This is a genomic window from Nocardia sp. PE-7, assembly GCF_030486425.1.
In the GTDB taxonomy this organism is placed as follows: Bacteria; Actinomycetota; Actinomycetes; order Mycobacteriales; family Mycobacteriaceae; genus Nocardia; species Nocardia salmonicida_A.
The window spans coordinates 700,342-723,455 of record NZ_CP129614.1; the positions used below are offsets into that span (position 1 = coordinate 700,342).

General features: G+C 68.8%; 16 protein-coding genes and 1 tRNA gene. 10 read left to right on the forward strand and 7 right to left on the reverse strand.

From position 1 onward, the window contains the following. Positions 1-48 precede the first annotated feature (48 nt). The 3 genes from QX204_RS03215 to QX204_RS03225 all read left to right on the forward strand — a co-directional run bounded on the left by QX204_RS03215 (position 49) and on the right by QX204_RS03225 (position 3,294). Positions 49-750, forward strand: a complete 702-nt coding sequence (locus tag QX204_RS03215) for an enoyl-CoA hydratase-related protein (RefSeq protein ID WP_301905103.1) — start codon at positions 49-51, stop codon at positions 748-750. Positions 751-799: 49 nt separating this feature from the next. Continuing rightward, positions 800-2,002, forward strand: coding sequence for a M20 family metallopeptidase (locus tag QX204_RS03220; protein ID WP_301905104.1), 1,203 nt, complete (start codon positions 800-802; stop codon positions 2,000-2,002). Between the two features lie 125 nt (positions 2,003-2,127). Then, the gene (locus tag QX204_RS03225) at positions 2,128-3,294 is read left to right on the forward strand and encodes a M20 family metallopeptidase (protein ID WP_301907893.1); all 1,167 of its coding nucleotides are present in this window, start codon (positions 2,128-2,130) and stop codon (positions 3,292-3,294) included. A 39-nt stretch (positions 3,295-3,333) separates the two neighbouring features. Here the strand turns inward: QX204_RS03225 and QX204_RS03230 are convergent, their stop codons facing one another. Further along, on the reverse strand, positions 3,334-3,795 hold the full coding sequence (locus QX204_RS03230; RefSeq protein ID WP_056819179.1) for a gamma-glutamylcyclotransferase family protein: 462 nt from the start codon (positions 3,793-3,795) through the stop codon (positions 3,334-3,336). 220 nt (positions 3,796-4,015) lie between these two features. On the opposite strand from QX204_RS03230, the gene QX204_RS03235 reads away from it, so the two are divergent. From QX204_RS03235 to QX204_RS03255, 5 genes are all read left to right on the forward strand, one after another. After that, complete coding sequence (locus QX204_RS03235) at positions 4,016-5,416, forward strand: NAD(P)H-quinone dehydrogenase (protein ID WP_056818075.1); 1,401 nt, start codon at positions 4,016-4,018, stop codon at positions 5,414-5,416. Between the two features lie 290 nt (positions 5,417-5,706). Next, complete coding sequence (locus tag QX204_RS03240) at positions 5,707-6,732, forward strand: hypothetical protein (protein WP_301905105.1); 1,026 nt, start codon at positions 5,707-5,709, stop codon at positions 6,730-6,732. Positions 6,733-6,801: 69 nt separating this feature from the next. After that, positions 6,802-8,220 carry a DUF8176 domain-containing protein gene (locus QX204_RS03245; protein WP_301905106.1) on the forward strand — a complete coding sequence of 473 codons (1,419 nt, stop codon included), beginning with the start codon at positions 6,802-6,804 and terminating at the stop codon, positions 8,218-8,220. Positions 8,221-8,311: 91 nt separating this feature from the next. Continuing rightward, positions 8,312-9,496, forward strand: coding sequence for an aminotransferase-like domain-containing protein (locus QX204_RS03250; protein WP_301905107.1), 1,185 nt, complete (start codon positions 8,312-8,314; stop codon positions 9,494-9,496). A 200-nt stretch (positions 9,497-9,696) separates the two neighbouring features. Beyond that, positions 9,697-10,617 (forward strand): alpha/beta hydrolase, encoded by a 921-nt coding sequence (locus QX204_RS03255; RefSeq protein ID WP_301905108.1) that lies wholly within the window; start codon positions 9,697-9,699, stop codon positions 10,615-10,617. Here QX204_RS03255 and QX204_RS03260 read toward each other — a convergent pair. Continuing rightward, complete coding sequence (locus tag QX204_RS03260) at positions 10,576-11,148, reverse strand: TetR/AcrR family transcriptional regulator (protein ID WP_301905109.1); 573 nt, start codon at positions 11,146-11,148, stop codon at positions 10,576-10,578. The genes QX204_RS03255 and QX204_RS03260 overlap by 42 nt on opposite strands. 44 nt (positions 11,149-11,192) lie before the next feature. Continuing rightward, complete coding sequence (gene glpK, locus QX204_RS03265) at positions 11,193-12,689, reverse strand: glycerol kinase GlpK (RefSeq protein WP_301905110.1); 1,497 nt, start codon at positions 12,687-12,689, stop codon at positions 11,193-11,195. Between the two features lie 203 nt (positions 12,690-12,892). Between glpK and glpD the strand changes: the two genes are divergently transcribed. After that, the gene (gene glpD, locus QX204_RS03270; RefSeq protein WP_301905111.1) at positions 12,893-14,683 is read left to right on the forward strand and encodes a glycerol-3-phosphate dehydrogenase; all 1,791 of its coding nucleotides are present in this window, start codon (positions 12,893-12,895) and stop codon (positions 14,681-14,683) included. 26 nt (positions 14,684-14,709) lie between these two features. Here the strand turns inward: glpD and QX204_RS03275 are convergent, their stop codons facing one another. Together QX204_RS03275 and QX204_RS03280 are read right to left on the reverse strand one after the other, a co-directional pair. Next, positions 14,710-15,483: an Fpg/Nei family DNA glycosylase gene (locus QX204_RS03275; RefSeq protein ID WP_301905112.1), complete on the reverse strand. Its 774-nt coding sequence runs from the start codon at positions 15,481-15,483 to the stop codon at positions 14,710-14,712. Between the two features lie 4 nt (positions 15,484-15,487). Next, entirely contained in the window at positions 15,488-20,665 is a 5,178-nt protein-coding gene (locus QX204_RS03280) for an Lhr family ATP-dependent helicase (RefSeq protein WP_301905113.1), read from the reverse strand. A gap of 136 nt (positions 20,666-20,801) precedes the next feature. On the opposite strand from QX204_RS03280, the gene QX204_RS03285 reads away from it, so the two are divergent. Continuing rightward, positions 20,802-21,350: a histidine phosphatase family protein gene (locus QX204_RS03285; RefSeq protein WP_301905114.1), complete on the forward strand. Its 549-nt coding sequence runs from the start codon at positions 20,802-20,804 to the stop codon at positions 21,348-21,350. A gap of 43 nt (positions 21,351-21,393) precedes the next feature. Here QX204_RS03285 and QX204_RS03290 read toward each other — a convergent pair. Both QX204_RS03290 and QX204_RS03295 read right to left on the reverse strand, forming a co-directional pair. Further along, positions 21,394-21,467 (reverse strand) — tRNA-Met (locus tag QX204_RS03290). A gap of 74 nt (positions 21,468-21,541) precedes the next feature. After that, positions 21,542-23,059, reverse strand: coding sequence for an L-piperidine-6-carboxylate dehydrogenase (locus QX204_RS03295; RefSeq protein WP_301905115.1), 1,518 nt, complete (start codon positions 23,057-23,059; stop codon positions 21,542-21,544). Positions 23,060-23,114: the final 55 nt, after the last annotated feature.

The window sequence follows — 23,114 nt, forward strand, 5'->3', positions numbered from 1 at the left end:
TCGTACCCGCGAGTAGGTACGCCTTCCGGCGCGGTTTATTCTCCCTGTATGCCGTATTTGGAGCGCTCTGGTGATGTTTTCGTCCTGTACCTCGGCAACGAAGGTGAGACAGACAACGAGAACCGTTTCTCGCCGGACTGGATCGAGGCCTTCCACGCCGCACTCGACAAGGTCGAGGCGTCCGAGGGTGCTGCCGCGCTGGTCACCGTCGCGACCGGCAAGTACTACAGCAACGGCCTCGACACCGATTACGTCTTCGGCAACCTCGACAAGATCCACGGCTACCTCGACCGGGTGCACTCCCTCTACACCCGCCTGCTGACCTTCCCGATGCCGACGGTCGCCGCGGTCAACGGCCACGCGTTCGGCGCGGGCGCCATGCTGGCCACCTCCCACGACTTCCGCGTGATGCGGGGTGACCGCGGCTTCTGGTCGCTGCCCGAGGTGCACCTGGGCATGCCGTTCACCGTCGGCATGAACGGCTTGCTGAAGGGTCGCCTGAGCAACCAGGTGTGTGTCCAGGCGATGACCACCGGCCACCGCTTCAGCGCCGACGAGGCCATCGCCGCGGGGATCGTCGATGCCAAGGCCGACGCCGACGAGGTGCTGCCCGCCGCGATCGCTCGCGCCGCCGCGCTCACCAGCCTGCGCAAGCCGATCACCCCGATCATCAAGACCGCGCTGCACGCCGAGACCCTCGCCGCGCTGGCCACCCCCGTCACTCCGGAGAATCTTCCCTTCGGCAACTGACCCCGCTCGCCGGTGCGCCGCTGTCGGGCACTGATGCAAGACTGGGGGTATGGCACCCTCGCGCACCGGCGAACTCACGGCCACCGCCTCCGACGCCGCGATCAAGGCTGCCTCGGACGAACTGATCGGGCTCTCGCACGCGATCCACGCCGAACCCGAGCTGGCCTTCGCCGAAACGCGTAGCGTCGCCAAAGTCCTCGCGCCGCTGGTCGAGCGCGGATTCGCGGTCACCACGAACGTGGCCGGGCTGTCGACGGCCTTTCGCGCCGTGTACGGCAGCGGCCCGCTCACCGTCGGTATCTGCGCCGAATACGACGCGCTGCCCGAGATCGGCCACGCGTGCGGGCACAACATCATCGCCGCGTCCGCCGTCGGCGCCGCCCTCGGTCTGGCCGCCGTGGCCGACGAGCTCGGTCTGACCGTGGTCGTGCTCGGCACGCCCGCGGAGGAGAGCGGCGGCGGCAAGGTGCTCATGCTGGAAGCGGGCGCTTTCGACGACATCGCGATGGCGATGATGGTTCACCCCGGTCCCGTCGATATCGTCGGCGCGCGTTCCTTGGCGCTGGCCGACCTCGCCGTCGTCTTCCACGGCCGCGAGGCGCATGCCAGCGCCGCGCCCGAACTGGGCCGCAACGCGGGCGACGCGGCGACCCTGACCCAGGTAGCTGTCGGCTTGCTGCGTCAGCATCTGCGGCCTGGTCAGCAGCTGCACGGTATAGTGTCCGACGGTGGCGTAGCCCCCAACATCGTGCCCGGACGTGCGGAGTTGCTGTACTACCTCCGCGCGGCCGATTCCGACTCCCTCGACGACCTGATGCGCCGAGCGAAGGCGTGTTTCGAAGCGGGCGCCCTGGCCACCGGCTGCACCCACGACATACGGACGCTCGCGCCCACCTATACCGAGCTCACCCCCGATCCGGTTCTCTCCGCCGCCTACCGCGCGCAGATCACCGGGCTGGGACGGACGCCGATCGCGCCCGAGCTCGAGGTGCTGCGACCGCTCGGGAGCACCGACATGGGCAACGTCACCAACGTCATTCCCGGTATTCACCCGGTGATCGGCATCGACGCGGGCGGCGCGGCTACCCACCAACCCGCGTTCGCCGCCGCCGCCGTGAACGCCTCGGCGGACCGGGCGGTGCTCGACGGCGCGCTCGCGTTGGCGCGTACCGCTGTCGCCGTGGCGGGCGATGAAGTACACAGGGACAGGTTGTTGCAACGGCTGATCGAACGACAGGAGGATATTCGGTGACCATTTCCGGCCATCCGGGCACCGCACGCGCAGGCTCCGACGCGCTATCGATGGGTGTGGGAACCCCCTCGATGGCACGCGAGACCGCAGCGTGTCCGATCACGCCGGACACCGAAGCAACGCTGATGTCGGGAACCGAGATCGTCGACGCATGGCTGGCCGAGCACACCGGTGACCTGGTGCAATGGCGCAGGCACATCCACGCCAACCCCGAGTTGTCCCGGGCGGAGTTCGCCACCACCGAGTTCGTCTCGGGCTGGCTCACCAAGGCAGGCTTGAGCTGGGAAGTGCTGCCGGGCGGCACCGGCCTGATCTGCGACTTCGGCCCCACCGATCGTCCGCGTATCGCCTTGCGCGCCGATATGGACGCGCTGCCGATGCAGGAATTCACCGGTCTGACCTTCGCCTCGACGGTGCCCGGTGTGTCGCATGCCTGCGGGCACGACGCACACACCACGGTCCTGCTCGGTGCCGGGCTCGCGCTGGCCGAGGCTCAGGACACGTTGCCGGTCGGGGTGCGGTTGGTGTTCCAGCCCGCCGAGGAAGTGATGCCCGGTGGTGCGATCGACGTGGTCGCGGCCGGCGGGACGACCGGGGTCGATCGGATCTTCGCGCTGCACTGTGATCCGCGTTTGGAGGTCGGCAAGGTCGGCGTGCGAACCGGAGCCATCACGTCGGCGGCCGATACTGTCGAGCTGGTGCTCGATTCGCCGGGTGGGCATACGTCGCGGCCGCATCTGACCAGCGACCTGGTCTACGCGATCGGCACTGTCATCACGGGTCTGCCCGGCTTGCTGAGCCGTCGCGTTGATCCGCGTACCAGCACGATCATGGTCTGGGGTGCGGTGAGCGCGGGCAAGGCGCCCAACGCGATTCCGCAGACGGGCATGCTCACGGGCACCGTGCGCACCGGCGATCACGCCACCTGGCTGCTGCTGGAACCGCTGGTCCGCGAGATCATCGACGGCTTGCTCGCGCCGACGGGCGTGCGCTACCAGCTCAACTACAAACGCGGTGTGCCGCCGGTGGTCAACGATCCGACGTCGGCGCTGATGTTCGAGAACGCGATCCTGGGACTGGGCGAGGACGCGCTGGCCGACACCCCGCAGTCGGGCGGCGGTGAGGACTTCTCCTGGTACCTGGAGGAAGTACCCGGCGCCATGGCCAGGCTGGGCGTCTGGTCCGGCGTCGGCGAGCAGTTGGATCTGCACCAGCCGACGTTCGATATCGACGAGCGCGCGCTGGCGGTCGGCGTACGAACTCTGACCAACATCATCCTGCAGGCACACTGAACGATCCCGCGCCGGTCACGTGACCGGCGCGGGATCCTCTCAAGCTCCTGGCCCGACGTTCTTGCTGTTGCGGGTGCGCAGGGCGTGGACGTAGTCCTCTGGGGCGCCTGCCTTTTCGGCCGCGTCGGCGATCACGCCGATGTAGCGGGCCGAGGGGAGGCCGCCCTCGTAGGCGTCGAGGACGTAGAGCCAGGCCAGGCGGGACTCGCCCTGGGTGCCGGTGACTCGGATTCGGATCTTCTTGTGGATGCCGAAGTCGGAGCCCTCCCAACGGTCGAGGCTGTCCTCGTCCTCGGGGGAGACGTCGTAGAGCACGACGAATACCCGCGAGCCGGGATCCTCGACGACGGTGGCCAACGGCCCTTCCCAGCCGATGTCGTCACCGGCGAAGGTCAGGCGCCAACCCTCCAGCCACCCGGTCCCGGACATGGGCGAATGCGGGCAGCGTTCCAGCATCTGCGTCGAGTCCATGTTGGACCCGTAGGCGGCATAGATCGGCACCATGGAACTGTAGCCAATAACCCCGGTGGAATTCCCGTCTCCCTCCCAGATCGGCTGACCGTCACACTGCCGGTGGCACAGAACGCGGCGCGGAACACGCGCACCGTTGTTCACCGATCCGACCCGGCCATGTCACATCGCACCTGAAATGATGAGTCGACAGCACGGACGAGCCCTCACAAGGGGCAGTCCGATCAGGCGAGCACAAGGAGCGTGACTGGTGGCACGGATTGCGATCATCGGTGGTGGACCGGCCGGATACGAGGCGGCACTGGTAGCCGCCCAGCACGGGGCCACGGTGACCCTGGTGGACGCCGACGGCATCGGTGGCGCCTGTGTGCTGTGGGATTGCGTGCCGTCGAAAACCTTCATCGCCTCGACGGGTCTGCGCACCGATCTGCGCCGCGCGCGCGACCTCGGCATCAATATCGATGCCGACCAGGCGAAGGTGCACCTGCCCGAGGTGAACGCGCGCGTCAAGGCGCTCGCCTTGGCGCAGTCCTCCGATATCCGCGCCAAGTTGCAGGCCGCGGGTGTGCAACTACTGCCCGGCTACGGCGAATTGGTCGGGCCCGCACCGGGTTTGGCGCATCGCGTGCGCGCGAACCTGGTCGACGGCGGCTCCGAGGAGTTCGAGGCCGAGGTCGTGCTGATCGCGACCGGCGCGAGCCCGCGGGTGCTCCAGGGCGCCGAGCCCGACGGCGAGCGGATCCTGAACTGGCGTCAGCTCTACGACCTGCCGGAGCTGCCGGAGACGCTGGTCGTCGTCGGATCCGGTGTCACCGGAGCCGAATTCGTGTCCGCGTACACCGAGATGGGTGTGCGGGTGAAGCTCGTGTCGAGCCGTGACCGCGTGCTGCCCGGGGAGGACGCCGACGCGGCCCTCGTGTTGGAGGAAGCCCTCGCCGAACGTGGCGTCGAGCTGGTCAAGCACGCCCGCGCCGACGCCGTGGAACGCACCGCCGAAGGCATCGTGGTGAAGCTGTCGGACGGTCGCACCGTCACCGGCTCGCACGCGCTGATGACCGTCGGCTCCACCCCGAACACTCAGAACCTGGGTCTGGATCGGGTCGGGATCGAACTCGATCGCGGTGGATACCTTCGCGTCGACCGGGTTTCGCGAACCTCGGTGCCCGGTATCTACGCCGCGGGCGACTGCACGGGTCTGCTGCCGTTGGCTTCGGTGGCCGCCATGCAGGGGCGGATCGCGATGTATCACGCGCTCGGCGAGGGCGTGAGCCCGATCAGGTTGAAGACGGTGGCCTCGGCGGTGTTCACCCGCCCGGAGATCGCGACCGTCGGCGTGAGCCAGACCGCCATCGACAACGGTGAAGTCCCCGCGCGCACGGTGATGTTGCCGCTCAACACCAATCCGCGCGCGAAGATGTCGGGGCTGCGGCGCGGTTTCGTCAAGATCTTCTGCCGCCCGGCCACCGGTGTGGTGATCGGTGGTGTGGTGGTCGCGCCGATCGCCTCGGAGCTGATCCTGCCGATCGCGTTGGCGGTGCAGAACAATCTGACGGTCACCGACTTGGCACAGACGTTCTCGGTGTATCCCTCGCTGACCGGTTCGCTCACCGAAGCCGGACGTTTGCTGATGCGTCACGACGACCTCGACTGAGCTCTCGACGCCAGACTGTGAAACGAATCACAGAGGCTTTCGAGTTTCGAATTGTGTTGCTCGCCAACGCTGCTCGTCGCTTCGCGGCACGCCTCACGCCAGGTGTTTGCGCAGGCGGCACCCGGTGAACTCGAAACCTGGCGCTGCGTTGCCTGTCCCGCGCTCATGTGGTTGACTCACCGCCGAGGCGCGATCAGTTGTGGTCGCGTGGTGGATGCAGTGGGGGATTCCCTCCGGGAAAGGGATTACGAAAAGTGAAGCATCGTAAGCCGAGTCGGGCGCAGCGAGCGATGGCAAGCACGTCATTGCCTCTGGCTGCCGCGGCAGCAGTGGCAACCCTCCTCGCGGCGCCGGCCGGCGCGGTCCCCAGCGACCAGCCGACCACCCCCGCGACTCCGGCTCCTGCGCAGCCGGGCCAGCCTTCGGGTGAAGTAGAAGCCCCGGAGACCCCGGATACCCCGGAAAGTGTGAAGCCGGGTCAGACGAAGCCGGGCGAGACCAAGCCGACGCCGGCCCAGCCGGGCGTCACCAGCCCCGCGCCGGGTCAGCCGGGGCAGGAGACCCCCGTCAAGCCGACGCCGAGCCAGCCGGGCGTCACCAGTCCGCGTGTCGCGCCGCTGCCCGTGCCGGGACAGTCGCAGCCCGCGGTCCAGCCGGAGCGTGCGGGCGCGACGCCCGATCAGCCGGGTACCACCAAGCCCGAGACGGGCACCACGCCGACTCAGCCGAGCCAGCCGGGCGCCACGCCGGGCCAGCAGCAGACGCAGCCCTCCGTGCCGCAGGGCACCGGGAACGGCACCGAGGCCGAGGTCGAGTCGCCGGACACCCTCGTCCAGGAGCCGAAGGAACCGGCCTGGCAGGCACCGCGTCTGGCCAACGCGCCCGCGGCACCTGTCGTCGAGATGGAAGGCCCGCGTCAGGAAATCGGCGTCACCGTCGACGGCGCCGGGATCCTGGCCAACACCCACCACTACAACAACGCTTCGGGCTACGTCGGCACCGTCGGTTACCGGACGCCGGGTGGCGGTTTCGGTGATGCCGGTGTCTCGGTCGAGTACGTCGGCGCGAACGAGGTCAAGGTCACCACCTTCAACGGTGGCGACGGCCGCAGCGACAACACCACGGTGACCGTGCTCGACACCACGCAGGCCAACCTGGCCAAGGCCGCGGTGGAGAACTGGATCAAGGCGCAGCCGGGCGGCACTGCCGCGCTCGATGCGGCCGCGAAGGCTACACTGCCCGTGCCGGGGGAGTTGCTTCAGACGTTGAACGTCGCGGGTGTGAACACCCAGTGGGGTGGCTCGATCCAGTACTGACACGCAGTTTGACGTGTGGGGCGGTCGCCTTCGACCGCCCCACACGTGTGTCCCGGGAAAGGATTGGACTTGGGCACCGAGGGCGACGACAACGAACGCGGCGATCAACGACCTGCTGCGGAATTCGGGCCCCCCGTAAGCGGATTCGGGCCGCCGGTCGATGACGCCGGTTTCGGTGGGCCTGTTCCCGCCGCACCGCCGCCCGCGCCGTCCGGGGTTCCGGAGCGAGGTTGGCGACCGGCCGGTCCGCCGACCGGTACACCTGCGCCCGGTCCGTTCGGTCCGCCTGCCGGGGCACCCGCGCCGGGTCCGTTCGGTGGACCTGTCGCGGGTCAGCCGCCCGTGACTCCACCGCCGGGTCCGCCAGGGGCTCCGTTCACCGGTTCGGTGCCGCCGACGCCGTCCGCCGGTCAAGCGCCACCTCGGCTGCCCGATGGTCGCCGTTCCGCGCCGACTTCGGTGTTCGGTGACGCGGTGGCGACACCGCCGCCCACGCCGCCCGCCGGGCCGGGTCCGCGGAGCACGGCACCGTTCGGCGGCCCCACCCCCGGTGGTCCGCCCGCTGCCGACCCGACGGTGCGTTTCGGTGGCGAGCAGCCGCGCGGCGAGAGTTCCGTCTTCGGCGACTCGGTGTTCGGTGATTCCGTGCCGGTGACTTCCGGACGTGAGCTCACCGAGGTGATCCGTCGTGGTCGCCCCGGCCCCAAAGACTCTGTGCCGCAGGCGCCCTCGCGCGATCTCGGGCCCGCGTCGGAACCGGTGCGGCCGCCGGAGGGCTCACGCACCCCCTTGGTCCCGGATAAGCCGAGGCCCGCCGCCGACAAGGCGTGGTGGGACAACCCCGACGATGACGGCGCGATCCCGAAGCCGCCGTCCGAACCCGGTCTGTCGTGGGCCGACGACCCGATCGCGCGCCGTCTCGCGCCGAAGAATCCGATCACCCCGGCGCCGGTGGAGGAAGAACCCGACAACAAGCGCCTGCGCTGGATCATCGGCGGGGTGGCCGCGGCCGTCCTGCTCGTGGTGGCCCTCGTGTTGACGATCGGTCTGGTCAAGCGCGGCGGCGGTGCCGATCCGGGAGTCACGGCCGCGCCGATTCCCTCGATCGCATCCGCCTCCGAATGTCAGACTGTCGCAGAGCAATCCGTCACTGTCGGCAACGGACCGGGCGACACCACCGCCGGCGCCAGGGCCATCCTGGGCTTCCAATACGCCTTCTACACCGACCGATCCGGGGCGAAGGTGCGCGACTACGTGGCGCCCGACGCCGAGAACATCTCGCCTGCCGAGACGATCCAGCAGGCGATCGACAGTCAGATCCCCCCGGGCACCACCCACTGCGTGAAGATGCGCGAAACCACCCTTGGCCGCTACGACGTGGAGCTGCGCGAAATGCACCCGGATGGCTCCGCGGTGGTCTACAAGCAGGAAATCATCACCACCAACACCGACGGAAAGTGGCAGGTCAAGTCGATCACTGCTCGGTAGAGTCTCATTATTTGAGACAACAATTTCACATTCTGGTGGGCGATATGCAATCGTAGGATGATTGCTTCTCGTGGCGTCCCCGGAGGTTCCCATGTCGCTGACCATTCCAGCTTTGGCGGGCAAGCTCGCCGGCCTGCAGAGCTCGGCGATCAGAGACCTGCTCAAACTCACCGCCCGCGACGACATCATCAGCCTCGCGGGCGGCCTCCCCGACGCCGCCCTGATGCCGCGTGAACGGATCGCCCTCGCCGCCGAGACGGCACTGCGCGACACCGCCGTGCTGCAGTACACCGAGTCGTCCGGCTGGCCCGCGCTGCGTGCGGTGATCGCGGCCCGCGAATCGGTCAAGATCGGCCGCACGGTGCCGGTCGGGGAAGTCTTCATCACCCACGGCTCCCAGCAGGCGCTCTCCTTGCTCGCCGAAGTCCTCCTCGACCCCGGCGCTCTCGTGATCGTCGAGGATCCCGCGTATGTGGGTGCCCTGCAGGTGTTTCGAGCTGCCGGCGCCCGAATCGTCGCCGTCCCCCTGGACGGTGAGGGCATGCGCCTGGACATTCTCGAAGACCTTCTCGCGGCGGGCGAACGCCCCGCCGTGGTCCACACCGTCTCCACCTTCCACAACCCGGGCGGCGTCACCCTCACCCCCGAACGCCGCCGGCGCCTCGCGGAATTGGCTGAAGCACACGGCTTCTGGATCATCGAAGACGACCCCTACGGCGAACTCTGGTTCGACACCCCGGCCCCGGCGCCGGTGGCCTCGTACTCGCCCCAGGTGATCCGCCTGTCCAGCGTCTCCAAAATCCTGTCCCCCTCCCTCCGCGTCGGCTGGATGATCGCCCCCGAAAGGGTCTGTCGCGCAGTGGAACTGCTCAAGCAGGGCGCCGACCTGTGCGGTTCGGCCCTGACCCAGCAGATCACCACCGACCTGCTCACCGACACCGACTGGCTGTCCGCCCACATCGATGCGATCCGCACCACCTACGGCACCCGAGCCAAAGCCCTCGTCTCCGCCGTCCGCGCCACTTTCGCCGACCGCGTCCGTTGTACCGACCCGACCGGCGGCATGTTCATCTGGGCCGAATTCACCGACGACACCGACACTTCCACGCTCCTGCCGGCAGCGCTCGAAGCCGGTGTCGCGTACGTCCCAGGCGCGGCCTTCGCCGTCGCCGACACCACACCCAACACCCTGCGCCTGTGCTTCACCACCTCGGACGAAGCCACCCTGACCGAGGCGGTCGGCCGCTTGTCGAAGGCAGCACAGACTACGAGCTGAACGCCGGTGCCCGTCGTCGCCGGTTCGCTCGCCACGGTGTCGGGTGCATTCCGGTCGGCGGCCAACCGGGCCCCGAATGCGAGCAAGGTGAAGTCCGGCTGGGTCGCATAGTGTTTTCCCAGCTCAGGGCCGGCCTTTTCTAGCGTGGTGCCGGACGAATGCGAGTTGGCGGCGGGGTCGGCAGCGTTGATGCTCGACGTATGGAATATGCGGAGTATGTGCGGTTTCTACCTCAGCGGTATCGCGACGTGGTGATGTTCGAACCGGTGGCGAGCTGGTTCGCTTGGCGCGGAAATCGGGTTCATGTCGCGCGTGCCGGTGCGGATGACGCTCCCGTTCGGGTGCTGGCACTGCACGGTGCGGGCGGGCACGCGGGGCTGCTGTGGCCGCTGCTCGGTATCGTTGCGGCCGAAGGCGTTTCGGTGATGGCGATGGACCTGCCGCTCTACGGCGACACCGTGGTGGCGGACCCGCGCGGGGTGCGCTACCGCGACTGGGTCGAGCTGGTGTGTGATTTCGTGGTGGCCGAGACGGAATCCGATGATCGTCCGCTCATCGTGTTCGGGGCGAGTCTGGGTGGGATCCTCGGCTACGAGGTGGCCGCGCGGACTGGTCGGATCGCGCAGGTGGTGGCGACCTGCCTGCCGGACCCGGCCGATCCGGCGACGCGACGGGCGATGGCGCGCTGGGGTCCCGCCGGGGCGATGCCACCGCTGATGCTCTCCGGTATCGACGCGGTTCTCGGCCGGGTGCGGGTGCCGATCCGCTGGCTCGTAGATATGGCGAACATGAGTCTGGACCCGTCGTTGTCGCGGCTGTGTGCCACCGACCCACGCGGTGGCGGAGTGCGAATTCCGCTCGGATTCCTCATGGACTTCCTGCGATTCCGGCACACCCCGCCGGAGGAATTCGTCGCGGCGCCGGTGACGTTGGTCCATCCCGCCGCGGATCGATGGACGCCGCCGGAACTGAGCCTGCGTTTCCTCGATCGCATCGACGCGCCGACCACTGTCACGCTGCTCGACGGGTGTGGCCATTTCCCGGTGGAGGAACCAGGCATCACGCGGCTCGCCGACACACTACGGACGCTCCTCACCGAGGTCGGCGGCACGCGGCGGTGACGCGGTGAGGGCCGACACCAGCGCCGTCAAGCTGTCGGCGCTCACGGTGTGACGGGTGAGGACACGATGTACCTGCGCGTCCACCGCGTGAACCAGCGTGCGTGCGGTGAGCAGGGGGTCGGGTCCGCCACGGTCGCAGCGACGCAGCTGGTATTCGACCTCGGCGACGAGGTAGTCCTCGAAGGCCCGGACCGCCGCGAGTTCGATCGGCAGGCTCAACGCCACCCGGTGCAGCAACGCGTGCAGGGCGGGGCGATCGCGGTGGAGGTCGGCCACGACCTCCATGATCGCGCGCATGCTCTCGTCGAACGGCGGTTGTTCGACTCGCAGACGTGTGAAGACCTCGCTCAGGCGCTGCCCGCCGTCGAGGAAGTGGCGTTCGGCCAATGCGTGCAGCATGGCCTCTTTGTTCGGAAAGTACTGGTACAGCGTGCCGATCGACAGGCCCGCACGTTCGGCGATGCGGTTGGTGGTCGCGGTCGCGCCCTCCCGGGAGAACACCTGGGCAGCCGCTTCGAGCAACGTTTCCACGGTGTTCCTGGATCGCTGTTGCCGAGGCAGCTTGCGCGGTCGGTTCATACCCAGTTGTAGGTGCGTTCGACGGCCTTGTTCCAGTCGGCGTAGCGCTGGGTCCGTTCCTCCTCCGACATCGAGGGGGTCCAGGTTCGATCCGCGGACCAGTTGGCGCGCAGATCATCGAGGCCGGACCAGTAGCCGACTGCCAAACCGGCGGCGTAGGCGGCGCCGAGGGCGGTGGTTTCGCGGACTACCGGGCGAACGACGGGGACGTCGAGGATGTCGGCCTGGAATTGCATGAGCAGGTTGTTGCCGGTCATGCCGCCGTCGACCTTGAGGGTGGTGAGTTCCAGGTCGAGGCGTTGGGCGGCGGCGTCGGCGCGCATCGCGTCCACGACCTCGCGGGTCTGGAAGGCGGTGGATTCGAGTGCGGCCCTTGCCAGGTGGGCCTTGGTGACGAAGCGGGTGAGGCCGGCGATGACGCCGCGGGCGTCGGGGCGCCAGCGAGGGGCGAACAGGCCGGAGAAGGCCGGGACGAAGTGGGCGCCGCCGTTGTCGTCGACGCTGCGGGCCAGCGGCTCCACCTCCTCGGCGGAGGAGATGATGCCGAGGTTGTCGCGCAGCCACTGGACCAGCGAGCCGGTGACCGCGATGGAGCCTTCGAGGGCGTAGACGGCGGGGGCGTCACCGAGTCGGTAGCAGGCGGTGGTGAGCAGCCCGTGCTTGCTGAACACCGGGGTGGTGCCGGTGTTGAGGAGCATGAAATTGCCGGTGCCATAGGTGTTCTTGGCTTCGCCGGGGGACAGGCACGCCTGGCCGAAGGTGGCCGCCTGCTGGTCGCCGAGAATACCGGCGACGGGGATTCCTTCGAACGGACCGGAGGCGATGTCGGCGTAGACCTCCGACGAGCTGCGGATCTGCGGCAGCAGCGACATCGGGATGCCGAAGTCGGCACAGATCTGCGAATCCCATTGCAGGGTACGAAGATCCATCAGCATGGTGCGTGAGGCGTTGGTGACGTCGGTGAGGTGCTCGCCGGTCAGCTTCCACAGCACCCAGCTGTCCATGGTGCCGAAGCACAGGTCGCCGGCTTCGGCGCGTGCCCGGACGCCGTCGACATTGTCGAGAATCCAGCGCAATTTCGGACCGGCGAAATAGGTCGACAGCGGCAGCCCGGTGCGGTCCGCATAGCGCTGCGGTCCCTGCTCACCGGCCAGTTCGGTGCACAGTTGATCGGTGCGGGTGTCCTGCCAGACGATCGCGTTGTACACGGGCTCGCCGGTGGCCCGGTCCCACACCACCGTGGTCTCGCGCTGATTGGTGATCCCCACCGCGGCCAGATCCCCGGCCGAGCACCGGCTGGTGCCCAGCGCCGCACCGAGCACCGACTCGGTGTTGCGCCACACCTCCGCCGGATCGTGCTCCACCCAGCCCGGCTTCGGAAAGATCTGCCGATGCTCCCGCTGTGCGGTCCCGACGATCCGACCCTGCCGATCGAAGATGATGCACCGACTCGAAGTCGTGCCCTGATCGATGGCAGCCACATAGCGACGCATTGCTGCAGGTTACCGAACGCGGAGCCCGCGACCGCGGGATTTGTCGTCGGCGACGAATTTCGCGGCCGCGCCCCGCCGCGCACGTCCCGAGCGTCGAGCGGGCACTACGTTTAGCCTGTACGCAGCGGCGCCGCCGAACGCGGCGTTCGCCCCCACTGTCGACTGGGACCGGCCGTTTCTCGGCCGGCGGCGAGGAGTCGAGCATGTCGCAGACACCGGAGTTTCCGTTCCTGCACCCGGGTGAGCTGGTCGCGGGCGGAAAGCGGGACCGGCTCGGGCCGGGTGAGCTGGGGCCCGAACATCGACGGAGCGCCTGGGAGCGTTTGGGCAAGGATCAGTTCGACGTCCTGGTGGTCGGCGGCGGAGTCGTCGGCGCCGGTATCGCGCTCGACGCCGCGACGCGCGGGCTGTCGGTCGCGCTGGTCGAGGCCCGTGATCTCGCGTCGGGCACGTCGAGCCGCTCGTCGAAGATGTTCCACGGCGGCCTGCGCTACCTCGAGCAGCTCGAATTCGGGCTGGTCAGGGAAGCGCTGAAGGAGCGTGAGCTGGCGCTGTCGACCCTGGCGCCGCACCTGGTGAAGCCGTTACGCTTCCTCTACCCGCTGACCCACCGGGTGTGGGAACGACCGTACGTAGCCGCCGGCCTGACCCTGTACGACTCCATGGGCGGCGCGAAATCGGTTCCGGGACAGCATCATCTGACCCGGCACGGCGCGCTGCGGCTCGCTCCCGGCCTGCGCCGGGATTCGATGATCGGCGGCGTCACCTACTACGACACCGTGGTCGACGACGCCCGCCACACCATGACAGTCGCCCGCACCGCCGCCCACTACGGCGCGGTCATCCGCACCTCCACGCAGGTCGTCGGGTTTCTGCGCGAAGCCGACCGGGTCGTCGGGGTGAAGCTGCGTGACACCGAGGATGGGCGCACCGGCGAGGCGCGCGCGAATGTGGTGATCAACGCGACGGGCGTCTGGACCGACGAGGTGCAGGGTCTGTCGAATCAACGGGGCCGATTCCATGTGCGAGCGTCCAAGGGCGTGCACATCGTGGTGCCGCGCGACCGCATCGTCAGCGATGCCGCGATCATCCTGCGCACCGCCACCTCGGTGCTGTTCGTCATCCCGTGGGGCGCGCACTGGATCGTCGGCACCACCGACACCGACTGGAATCTCGACCTGGCCCACCCCGCGGCGACCAAGGCAGATATCGACTACCTGCTCGACCGGGTCAACGAGGTGCTGGTCACCCCGCTCACCCACGCCGACATCGACGGGGTCTACGCGGGCCTTCGCCCGCTGCTGGCGGGGGAGAGCGACGAGACCTCCAAGCTCTCGCGCGAACACGCCGTGGCCAGGGTCGCGCCCGGACTGGTCAGCATCGCGGGCGGCAAGTACACCACCTATCGGGTGATGGCGGCCGACGCGATGGACGAAGCCGCACAAGACATTCCGGCGCGCGTCTCGCCCTCGATCACCGAGAAGGTCGCGCTGCTCGGCGCCGACGGCTACTTCGCGCTGGTCAACCAGACCGTGCAGCTCGCCGAGCACTACCGCATCCACCCGTACCGGATGACGCACCTGCTCGACCGCTACGGCTCCCTGGTCGACGAGGTCCTCGCCATGGCCGCGGGCAAACCCGAACTGCTGCAACCGATTACCGACGCCCCCGCCTACCTGCAGGTCGAAGCGGTGTACGCGGCCGCCGCGGAGGGCGCGCTGCACCTCGACGACATCCTGGCCCGTCGCACCCGCATCTCGATCGAATACTCCGATCGCGGCGCGAACAGCGCCGAGCAGGTGGCCCACCTCGTCGCACCCGTACTCGGGTGGGACGCCGACGATATCGACCGTGAGGTATCCACGTACCAGGCGCGCGTGCGGGCCGAGATCGAATCGCAGACCCAACCCGACGACAAGGCGGCCGACGCACTCCGCGCCGCCGCTCCCGAGCCGCGCCCGCAACTACTGGAACCGGTACCGCAGGACCGCTGAACCTCAGCAGGGGCTGCGAGGCGTTCTCAGGGTGGGGGCTGGCAGCGCGGGCAGAAGAAGATGCCGCGTTCGCGCTGGGTGATGCGGTCGCCGGGTTCGTTCTCGCCGAGGAGTTGGGAAGCGATGGGGGTGCCGCAGCGGGGGCAGGAACGGCCGGTGCGGCCGTAGACCATGGCGCGCCATGGTGGTTGGTGTGCGGCCTTGCCCATGACGCGGTGAGCCTCGTCGACGAGCGCCACGAGATCGGGGACGTCGCCGACAGCGGTCACCGGGTGGACTTTGCGCAGGAAGCAGATCTCGCTGCGGTAGATGTTGCCGATGCCCGCCAGATTGCGCTGGTCGAGCAGGGCGAGACCGATGGCGCGGCGGGGGTACTCGGTGAGCCTGCGCAAGGCCTCGGCCGCATCCCAGTCCGGACCGAGGAGATCGGGGCCGAGGTGGTCGATGACGGTGTGTTCGTCGGCGCGCGCCAGCACCTGGACCTTGCCGAGCGAGAAGCCGACGGCCTCGAACTCGTCGTTGGCGAGCACCAGTCGCGCGGTGACCGCGGGTTTGGTCCAGCGCTGGCCGTGGTGGAACACCCGCCACACCCCTTCCATCTTCAGATGGGTGTGGACGCTCGCGCGGTCGGTGCGGATGAACAGGTGCTTGCCGTAGCTGGCGACCTCGTCGACGAGCTCGCCGACCAGATTCACGGTGGCGTAGCGGGGGACCCGGAAGTCGCTGCGGATCAGAGTTCTACCGACCAATGCCGTGCGTAGGCGGCGCGCGGCGTGGAAGACTGTGTCGCCCTCGGGCATCCGATTACACCTTCCTGCGCAGTCGCAGACCGCTGGGGGTCATCGAGAAACCGGCTTCGATCAGCACTTCGACGAAAAGGTTGCCGTGCACGGTTTCTCCGTTGATCTTGTCGATCACCAAGCTGTCGACCCTGCGGTCGCGTACCAGTCCGGCCAGCGCGATCGCCGCCGCCCGGCGCAGGCCGATGTCCTCGGTGAAACTGAGCAGAGTCTTGCCGCCGCGCTCGGAGTAGAGCACCAACTCGCCGCCGACCAGCACCACCACCGCGCCCGCCTTGCGCCCCGGCCGATGACCGCCGTCGGCGTCGCCCTTCGGCCACGGCAGGGCCGCGCCGTAGGGGTTGGCGGGGTCGCACGCCGCGAGGGCGAGCGCGACGCCGGCTCTGGTGTCGTCCCGGTCGGTGTCGAACGAACGCAGGCGATCGACGGTATCGGTGGTGGAGAACTGGGCGCCGCCGAGCGTGTCGACGAAATAGCCGCGTCGGCAACGGCCGCGATCCTCGAACTCGGTGAGCACCCGGTACATCAGCTGGAACCCGCCGGAGATCCCTTCGTTCTGCACCGATCCGCGAGTCAGCACGCCGTAGCGTTCGACGAGCTGATCGGCGGTGGCGTGGGCGCGAACGGTGTTGTCCCGCACGCGTTCGGGCAGGATCGACCAGCGGCCGGCCAGCGTGGGCGGACCGGACCGGGTCGGCATCGAGGGTCGCGGCAGGTACGCGCGGCCTCGGGGAGCGCGGCGTGGGGCGCGGTGCGCGGTGGTGGTCCGGGCGGTGCCGGACAGCAGGGCGCGCACCGGGGCGAAGGTGTCACCGGAGACGTAGCCGGCCCAGACCAGCTGCCACAGCGCGTCCCCGGCCGCCTTGTCGTCGAGCAGACCCGCGGCGTCGGAGAGCTGTCGGAAGAAGTACGCACCGCCGCCGGTCAGTGTGGGTGGTAATCGTGTGACACCACCGGACTCGGTGGGCGCATCGTGTTCTGGATCGGGCCGGTGGCCGTTGCCGCGGGTCGGTTGTGCCGACTCGGCGGCGTCGAGGTCGACGACCTTGCCTGCGGACGCTTTTCCACGAGCGGCCTTCGCGCGCGTGCCCGGTGCCTTCGAGTCCCGCGGCGGCTGCGGGTCGGTTCGCGCGGCGTCCGGTGGGGGCCATGGCTCCAGGTTCGCGCCGAGGGCAACCAGAAGGCTGAGCTGGATGTCGGTGGGGTCGATGTCATCGGCGGGCGGCAGCGTGAACGGGGCCTGGTCGGTCAGGTGCAGGGCGATCCAGCCGTCACGGGCGGTGATGGCGCCGTGGCCCGACCACACCACCTCACCGGTCGCCATCAGCTCGTCCAGCATGGCGGGGGAGTAGTCGCGCACCCGCGTCGGCAGGATCAGCGATTCCCAGGCCGAGGCCGGAATAGGCACGCCCGCGAGCTGTTCCACGACGGTCGCGACGCCGTCGACGCCGCGTAGCTCGCCGGAACCGACGTGTTGCCAGGCGGGCAGGAAGCGGGCGAAGGCAGCGGTGGACACCGGCTCGACCTCGTGCCGGGCGGCGGCCAGCGAACGGCGACGCAACCGACGCAGGACCTGGGCATCACACCACTCGCCACCGGCGGCACCCGGCGTGAACTCACCCTCCACGACCCGCTTTTCGGCGAGCAGGCGGTGCAGCGAGGTCGCGGCGACGGCGGTACCCAAGCCGAAGCGGTCGGCGACCGCGGCCGTCGTGAACGGCGCATGGGTACGCGCGTAGCGGCCGACGAGGTCGCCCAGCGGATCGGGCACCGGTTCGATGAACGCCGCGGGCACCCCGATCGGCAAAGGCACCCCGAGTGCGTCCCGCAGGCGCGCCGCGTCCTCTACCGCCACCCACCAGGTTCGTCCCGCGAACGAAACCTCCAGCGCCCGACGTGAATCCCGTAGTTCCGCGAACCATGCGGGAGCGTCGGAGTCGACGAGGAGGTCACGCTCATCCCGACCGGAAGCGAGTCCACGATCCACCTCGTCGGCGGGAACAGCAATCGCTGCGGTTCCATCGAGATCGGACGACTCGGCTGCGAGAGCGCCCCCGGTGGGTTCTGCGGCTAGCTCATCGGAGTCCGAGGCGCGCTCGTGCGTCCGGAAGTCGTCGGGTGCTCGGCTCTCCATGGCCTCGGCGTGGCGGGCGGCGGATGCGGTGCCGGGCCTTGGGACACAGCGGGCCGCGGCTTCGACGGGTGTGAGGGGGCCTAGTAGCCGGAGGAGGTCTGCCAGACCTTCCGCATCGCGGGCTCGACGTTCGGGGGTGAGGCGTTGGAGTTCGTGTTCGGTCAAGGTGATGACGTCGGGGTCGAGGAGTTCGCGGAGCTCGACCCGGCCGAGGAGTTCGGCGAGCAGGCTGGAATCGAGGGCCAGTGCGGCGGCTCGCCGTTCGGCCAGCGGGCTGTCGCCGTCGTAGAGGAATTGGCCGATGTAGGAGAACAGCAGAGCGCCCGCGAAAGGCGACGGGCTCGCGGTTTCGACCTCGATCAGACGGATCTCGCGGCGGGCCACCTTGGTGAGCAGATCGCGCAGGGCGGGTAGGTCGTACACGTCGCGCAGGCATTCGCGGACGGTTTCCAGCAGGATCGGGAACTGCGGGAATTTGCGTGCCACGTCCAGCAATTGGGCCGAGCGCTGTCGCTGCTGCCACAGCGGGGCACGCTTGCCGGGATCGCGACGCGGCAGCAGCAGCGCCCTGGCGGCGCATTCGCGGAAACGAGACGCGAAAAGAGCTGAGCCGCCGACCTGTTCGGTGACGATGTCGTCGATCTCGTCGGGCTCGAAGGCGAACAGTTCGGCGCCGGGCGGTTGATCGGTGGTGTCGGGCAGGCGCACCACGATGCCGTCGTCGGAGGCGGTCGGGGCGGCGTCGATGCCGAACTGTTCCTGCAGGCGCGCGCCCACCGCCAGTGCCCACGGCGCGTGCACAGGAGTGCCGTAGGGGGAATGCAGGACCAGTCGCCAGTCGCCGAGTTCGTCGCGGAACCGTTCCACGACCAGCGTGCGGTCGGTGGGCAATTGACCTGTCGCGCTGCGCTGTTCCTCGAGCAGGCCCACCAGATTCGCTGTCGCGTTCTGATCGAGTCCGGCGGTGCGCACCAACTGCTCGAGTCTTACCGCGGGCTTGCTCTGCTCCGCGGACGACTTCGACTTCCCAGGAGTGGCGATCTGCCCCTCGACGGCCTCGGCCGGGTCGTCGACGCTGGACGCTGCAGCACGCCCGGCCTTCTTCGAGCCCCGGGTCGTCTTGGTGGGTGCGGGAACGTCGGTCGGGGGCAGCACAGTGCCGGAGCCCATGTTCGCCACGATCCGAGACAACTCGTCGGCTGGTACCTGACCCGCCGTGCGCACGAATTCACCCAGCGCGGCGCCCAATTCGGCCGGGCGACCCAAACCGTCACCGTGCCAGAACGGCAACCTGCCCGGCAGTCCGAACGCGGGCGACACCAGCACCCGATCGAAGGTGATCTCCTCGATCCGCCAACTGGTCGCACCGAGCGCGAACACATCGCCGACGCGCGATTCGTAGACCATCTCCTCGTCGAGTTCGCCGACCCGAGAAGCCTTTTCACCCACCATGAACACCGCGAACATCCCACGGTCGGGGATCGCGCCGCCGGAGGTCACCGCCAGGCGCTGCGCACCAGGGCGACCGGTGAGGGTGCCCGCGTCGCGGTCCCACACCACGCGCGGCCGCAGTTCGGCGAACTCGTCGGACGGATAACGCCCGGCCAGCAGGTCGAGCACCGATTCGTAGGCCGAGCGCGGCAGGTTCGCGTAGCTGCCGGTGGAGCGGACGATATCGAACCAGCTGTCGACATCGATCGGTTCGAGCGCGCAGGCCGCCACCGTCTGCTGGGCGAGGATGTCGAGTGGGTGCGCGGGGATCTGGAGCTTCTCGATCTCCCCCGAGAGCATGCGCTGGGCGGCCACGGTGCAGTGGATGACATCGGTGCGGTGCTTGGGAAACAGCACGCCCCGCGAGATCTCACCCACCTGGTGCCCGGCGCGGCCGACTCGTTGCAAGCCGCTTGCCACCGACGGCGGCGCCTCCACCTGCACCACCAGGTCCACCGCGCCCATATCGATGCCGAGTTCGAGACTGCTGGTGGCCACCACACAGCGCAGGCGACCGGTCTTGAGATCGTCCTCGATGATGGCGCGTTGTTCCTTGCTGACCGACCCGTGATGCGCGCGCGCCAACAGGTGGTCGGCCCCGTGGATCACCTCGGTGGACGGCCCCAGCTGGGCGGGTGGTTTGTGCTCGGTGTCCACCGGCTCGCCTAGCCGGGCGGAGTAGGTCTCGTTGAGCCGTGCGGTCAGTCGCTCGGAGAGCCGTCGCGAGTTGGCGAACACGATCGAGGACCGGTGCTCGAGCACCAGGTCGACGATCGCCTCGTCGACGTGCGGCCAGATCGAGCCCGGCTGATCGGAGTCGCCCCCCGGGTCGGTCATATCGGCCACCGGCACCCGCACCGACAGGTCGAAGGTCTTCGGCGCGGGCGGGCGCACGATGGTGATCGGCGCGTTCCCCACCAGGAACCGCCCGACCTCCTCGGGCGGGCGCACCGTCGCCGACAACCCGATCCGCTGCGCGGGCTTGTCGGTGAGCTGGTCGAGCCGGGCCAGCGACAGCGCCAGATGGGCGCCGCGCTTGGACCCGGCGATGGCGTGCACTTCGTCGACGATCACCGTATCGACCTGGGCGAGCGTCTCGCGGGCCGCCGAGGTCAACAGCAAGAACAGCGACTCAGGGGTGGTGATGAGAATGTCGGGCGGCGTGCGCAGCATGGCCCGGCGCTGGGCAGGCGGCGTGTCGCCGGAGCGCACACCCACCGAGATCTCCGGTGGGTCCAGGCCCAGCCGTTTCGCCGTCTGCGTCACACCGACCAGCGGCGCACGCAGATTGCGCTCCACATCCACGGCCAGCGCCTTCAACGGCGAGACATAGAGCACCGATGTGCCACGGGAGGTTCCCGGCTCCGGTGGGTCCCGGTGTGCCAGCCGGTCGATGGCCCACAAGAACGCCGACAAGGTCTTGCCCGAGCCCGTCGGCGCGATCACCAGGGTGTTCTCCCCGGCGGCGATCGCGTCCCACGCGCCGAGCTGGGCCGACGTCGCGCCGGGGAAGGCGCCGTCGAACCACTGTGCCGTCGCGGGGGAGAACCGATCCATAGCACCAAGTGTGCACCGACCCACCGACAACTTCGCCGACCTCATGCACCCCCACCTGCGTGGATATGCCGATGACCGGGGTGGCCCGCAGACCGGGTTGTGACGTGGATCGCATTCGTCGCTACCCTCGACTCTCGTGCAAACGGTGCTGAGAGTCGACCTTGTCGGCCATGGCCTTACCGAGGCGGTACGTAAGGCGCGTTTTCCTGTCGATGAACCCCTGGACGAGTCGGGGCGGGCCGCTGTGCGTGCCTGTGTGCCGCTCGACGAAGCGTTGGTGCGGACAGGGCCGGAGCGGCGGGCTCGGGAGACGGCGGAGGAACTGGGCCTCGTCGGCGAACAGGACGTGCGATTACGAGATCTCGATGCCGGGTCGTGGCGAGGCAGTGAGATGGGCAAACTCCCACAGGATCAGTTGTTCGCCTGGCTGACCGATCCCGAATTCCGCGGGCACGGTGGCGAATCCGTCACCGATTTGGTCGATAGAGTGCGGTTCTGGTTGGCCGAGATCGCGTCGTCGGGGCGCAACACCGTGGCGGTGACACATCCGGCCGTGGTGCGCGCGGCGCTGCTCGTGGTGCTCGACGCACCGGCGAAGTCGTTCTGGCGCATGGATGTTCCGCCCGCGAGCATCACCCGGCTGCACTATCGCGGGAACTGGACTCTGCGGCTCGGCAACGGATAACGAAGAAGGCCCCGGATTCGAAAATCCGGGGCCTTCTTCGTAGTAGCGGGAACAGGATTTGAACCTGCGACCTCTGGGTTATGAGCCCAGCGAGCTACCGAGCTGCTCCATCCCGCGTTGCAAATACCACTTTACACGGGGTGGGTCAGAAGGTGAAATCGCCTGGTGGGCGCAGTGTCGCGTCTGCCTGATCAGCCGAAATGGATGCCCTGCGCGAGCGGGAGCTCGGTGGAGTAGTTGACGGTGTTGGTGGCCCGGCGCATGTAGGCTTTCCAGGAGTCCGAGCCCGATTCCCGGCCGCCGCCGGTGTGTTTCTCCCCGCCGAACGCGCCGCCGATCTCCGCACCCGACGTCCCGATATTGACATTGGCGATGCCACAGTCGGATCCGGCCAGGAACTGTTCGGCCTCGCGCTGGTCGAGGGTGAAGATCGACGAGGAAAGGCCCTGTGTCACATCATTGTTGAGTGCGATGGCCTCGTCGATGTCGTCGTAGGTCAGCACGTACAGAATCGGCGCGAAGGTCTCCTCGCGCACGAGCTCGGTCTGCGCGGGCATGCGAACGAGGGCGGGGCGCACGTAGTAGGCGTCGGGGCCGAGCACCTCGACTCGCTCACCGCCACAGATGATGTCGCCGCCCTCGGCCACCGCGCCGACCAGCGCCTGCTGCATCGCCGCGAAGGCCCGCTCGTTGATCAGCGGTCCGACCAGCACCCCGTCGTCGAGTGGATTGCCCACGGGGAGTTGGCTGTACGCCGCCCCGAGCCGGTCGACCAGCTGGTCGGCGATCGAACGGTGCGCGATCAATCGCCGCAGACTCGTACACCGCTGCCCCGCCGTCCCGGCCGCCGAGAAGACGATGCCGCGCACCGCCAACTCCAGATCGGCGCTCGACGCCACGATCGCGGCATTGTTGCCCCCCAGTTCGAGCAGGCACCGCCCGAACCGCCCGGCCACCCGAGGGGCGACGGTGGCGCCCATCCGCACCGAACCGGTCGCGCTCACCAGGGCGACCCTGGCGTCGTCGACCAAGGCGGATCCGACGGTGGCGTCGCCTTGGATGAGTTGGTGCACTTCGGGATCGGCTCCGACCTCGACCGCCGCTCGACGCAGCAGCGTGTGACACGCCAACGCCGTCAACGGCGTGGTCTCCGACGGCTTCCACACCACCGTGTCCCCGCACACCAGCGCGATCGCGGTATTCCAAGCCCACACCGCGACAGGGAAATTGAACGCCGAGATCACCCCGACGACGCCGAGCGGATGCCACGTCTCCATGAGCCGGTGTCCGGGCCGCTCGGAAGGCATTGTGGCGCCGTAGAGTTGGCGCGACAGCCCGATCGCGAACTCGCAGACATCGATCATCTCCTGCACTTCGCCCAGCGCCTCGGGGCCGATCTTGCCCGCTTCCAGGGTCACCAGCTCGGCCAGCTCGTGCTGATTGGTCACCAGCAACTGGGCCAGCCTGCGCACCAGCGCCGCCCGGACGGGCGCGGGGACCGTACGCCACGTCTCGAACGCGGTTGCGGCGCGGCCGATCGCGGCGTCGACGCCGTCGGGGGTATCGGCGGTCAGGGGCAACAGGACACCGCCGGAGATCGGCGTGCGCGCGAGCAGCGGGCCGGGTTCCGGCACGGCGGCGCCGAGGCCTTGCAGTAGCGCCCTGGCTCGCAGGGAGAGCTGCTCGGAGAAGTTCACGGTCTGCGTCATCGGTACTCTGCTCACCTTCTGCTGTTTGGTAGGACTCACGGAAAAGTTCGGGAGA

What these genes read in the sequence shown, in the direction of transcription:
- QX204_RS03280 (WP_301905113.1), bottom strand. Translation starts at nt 20,665, where the DNA reads ATGGATCGGTTCTCCCCCGCGACGGCACAGTGGTTCGACGGCGCCTTC.
- glpK (WP_301905110.1), bottom strand. Translation starts at nt 12,689, where the DNA reads ATGCGTCGCTATGTGGCTGCCATCGATCAGGGCACGACTTCGAGTCGG.
- glpD (WP_301905111.1), top strand. Translation starts at nt 12,893, where the DNA reads ATGTCGCAGACACCGGAGTTTCCGTTCCTGCACCCGGGTGAGCTGGTC.
- QX204_RS03240 (WP_301905105.1), top strand. Translation starts at nt 5,707, where the DNA reads ATGGCAAGCACGTCATTGCCTCTGGCTGCCGCGGCAGCAGTGGCAACC.
- QX204_RS03255 (WP_301905108.1), top strand. Translation starts at nt 9,697, where the DNA reads ATGGAATATGCGGAGTATGTGCGGTTTCTACCTCAGCGGTATCGCGAC.
- QX204_RS03295 (WP_301905115.1), bottom strand. Translation starts at nt 23,059, where the DNA reads ATGACGCAGACCGTGAACTTCTCCGAGCAGCTCTCCCTGCGAGCCAGG.
- QX204_RS03220 (WP_301905104.1), top strand. Translation starts at nt 800, where the DNA reads ATGGCACCCTCGCGCACCGGCGAACTCACGGCCACCGCCTCCGACGCC.
- QX204_RS03225 (WP_301907893.1), top strand. Translation starts at nt 2,128, where the DNA reads ATGTCGGGAACCGAGATCGTCGACGCATGGCTGGCCGAGCACACCGGT.
- QX204_RS03250 (WP_301905107.1), top strand. Translation starts at nt 8,312, where the DNA reads ATGTCGCTGACCATTCCAGCTTTGGCGGGCAAGCTCGCCGGCCTGCAG.
- QX204_RS03215 (WP_301905103.1), top strand. Translation starts at nt 49, where the DNA reads ATGCCGTATTTGGAGCGCTCTGGTGATGTTTTCGTCCTGTACCTCGGC.
- QX204_RS03275 (WP_301905112.1), bottom strand. Translation starts at nt 15,483, where the DNA reads ATGCCCGAGGGCGACACAGTCTTCCACGCCGCGCGCCGCCTACGCACG.